This is a genomic window from Romboutsia sp. 13368 (assembly GCF_018336475.1).
In the GTDB taxonomy this organism is placed as follows: Bacteria; Bacillota; Clostridia; order Peptostreptococcales; family Peptostreptococcaceae; genus Romboutsia.
Window position 1 is genome coordinate 803,626 of sequence record NZ_CP048741.1, and the last position, 2,454, is coordinate 806,079.

Consider the following 2,454-nt stretch of genomic DNA (forward strand, 5'->3'; position numbering starts at 1 on the left):
GTGTTTATAAATTATAAATATTTAATATAGTACAACTTATAGTATAATAATAGGATAAGAATTAAGGAGGATGATTTATGAAAATTATTCATACTAGTGATTGGCATATAGGAAAAATAGTAAATGAATTTTCAATGATAGAAGATCAAAAACATATATTAAATGAATTAATTAAACTTATAGATGAAGAAAATGCAGATGTACTTATGATAGCAGGAGATATATATGATAGATCTATACCTCCTGTTGAAGCAGTAGAATTATTAAATGAAACTTTAAGTAAATTAGTTATAGATAGAAATGTATCAGTATTAGCTATATCTGGAAATCATGATAGTGGAGAAAGATTAAGTTTTGGAAGTAAAATACTAGAAAAACAAGGCCTATACATAGCAGGAAGTGATGATGAAGTATATAAGAAAGTAGTTTTAAGTGAAAATAATAAAAACATAAACTTCTATTTAGTACCATATAAAGACCCAGCACTTATAAAAAAACTTCTTAACAATAAAGAAATAAGAAATCACAACGATGCAATGGTTGCAACTATAGATAAAATAAAAAAAGAATTAAATAAAAATGAGTTAAATATATTAATAGCTCATGGATATATAACTATGAAAAGAGAAGATGCAATAGAAAATAATGACCATAAATATGAAGCTGCAGAACTTGAAACTTCAGAATCAGAAAGACCACTATCTATAGGAGGAACAGACCTTATAGATGGTAATATATTTAAAGATTTTGACTATGTAGCACTTGGTCATTTACATGGTAGACAAAAAATAGGTGATGATAATATGAGATATTCTGGTTCATTACTTAAATACTCATTCTCAGAAGTTAAACAGAAAAAAAGTGTAGCATTATTAAATATAGAAGATAAAAATATAGATATAGAATTAAAAGAACTAAAGCCACTAAGGGACTTAAGAATTATAAAGGGTAATATAGAAGATTTAATAGAAGAGGGAAGAAATATAGAAGARGGAAAAGAAGATTATATACAAGCTATACTTACAGATGATGGAGARTTAATGAATCCTATGGAAAAGTTAAGAAGTGTATATAAAAATACAATGCTTATAACTAGAGAAAGAAAAAAAGTATCTACAGATGAAAGTAAATCTTTAAAAGGAGAACTTAGAAAAAAGAGTAAGATAGATTTATTTAAGGATTTCTATGAAGTTTATAGCGATTATGAATACAATGAGAAAAAAGAAGCTGTGTTAATGGATACTATAAATGAAGTACTTAAAGGGGAGGTGAAATAATGAGACCTATAAAATTAACAATAAGTGCCTTTGGACCTTATGCATCTAAACAAGTTATAGACTTTGAAGAATTAAAGGGAAGAAATATATTTGTTATATCAGGAAAGACTGGAGCGGGAAAAACAACTATATTTGATGCTATAAGTTATGCYTTATACGGAGAAGCGAGTGGGGATTCTAGAGAAACTGATTCTTTAAGAAGTCATTTTGCAGATGATAATACAGAAACTTATGTTKAGCTAGAGTTTGAATTAAGAGGCGAAAGGTACATAGTAAATAGAGTACCTAAGCAAAAAAAGAAAAAAGCAAGAGGGGAAGGGTATACAGAAAAGAGTGCGGATGCTACATTAACTCTTCCAGATGGGAAAGTAATAACTAAGGTTAAAAATGTTTCTGATAAAATAATAGAAATATTAGGTATAAATAGAGATCAGTTTAAGCAAATTGTAATGCTTGCACAAGGWGAGTTTAAAAAGTTACTACTTGCAGATTCTGTTGAGCGTGAAGGTATATTTAGAAAGATATTTAACACTTATGACTATGAAAAAATACAAAATGAGCTTAARGAAAAAGCAGCCACTCTTAGTAGAAACAGAACTAAAAGTAAGGATAAAATGCAAACTAATCTAGAAAATATAAAAGGTGAACACGATATCGTAATAGGTGAATACGTTGATTTTCCTTTAGTTATAGAAAAGYTAAAAGAATTATTAGAAAGAGATAATAGTACTTATAAAAATCTTAATGAAGAATATCAGTTAATAGATAATAAATTACAAGTTAAAAACCAAGAAAAAGCTATATTAGACACTAATAATAATTTACTAAAAGAAAAAGAAACTATTACAAAGTATTTAGAAGAGCTTACTTCAAAGGAAGAAGAGTATAAAACTAAAGCTAAGAACATAATAGATGGAAAAAGTGCGAAAGAAGTAAAATACATTGAAGACAAGCTTATAGAAAGTAATAAAAGATTACTAAAAAGAGAAGAAGATTATAATATTAGCTTAAAAAATATAGAAACTTTAAATATAACAAAAGAAGAAGCTGATAAGAACTTAAAATTAGAAGAAAGTAAAGATAGTGAGAGAGAAAAGTTAAGTGTAGAAATAAACGATTTAAGTAAGTTAGAAGCAAAAATTATAGAATTAGATAACCTTAATAAAAATGTAGTTAG

2 protein-coding genes are annotated in these 2,454 nt (G+C 26.6%); both read left to right on the forward strand.

Features of this window, described 5'->3' with window-relative positions; genetic code table 11:
- Positions 1-77: 77 nt before the first annotated feature.
- Positions 78-1,277 carry an exonuclease SbcCD subunit D gene (locus G3997_RS03270; RefSeq protein ID WP_296648037.1) on the forward strand — a complete coding sequence of 400 codons (1,200 nt, stop codon included), beginning with the start codon at positions 78-80 and terminating at the stop codon, positions 1,275-1,277.
- A partial coding sequence (locus tag G3997_RS03275; RefSeq protein ID WP_296648042.1) for an AAA family ATPase occupies positions 1,277-2,454 on the forward strand: 1,178 nt, incomplete at its 3' end. The genes G3997_RS03270 and G3997_RS03275, both read left to right, overlap by 1 nt.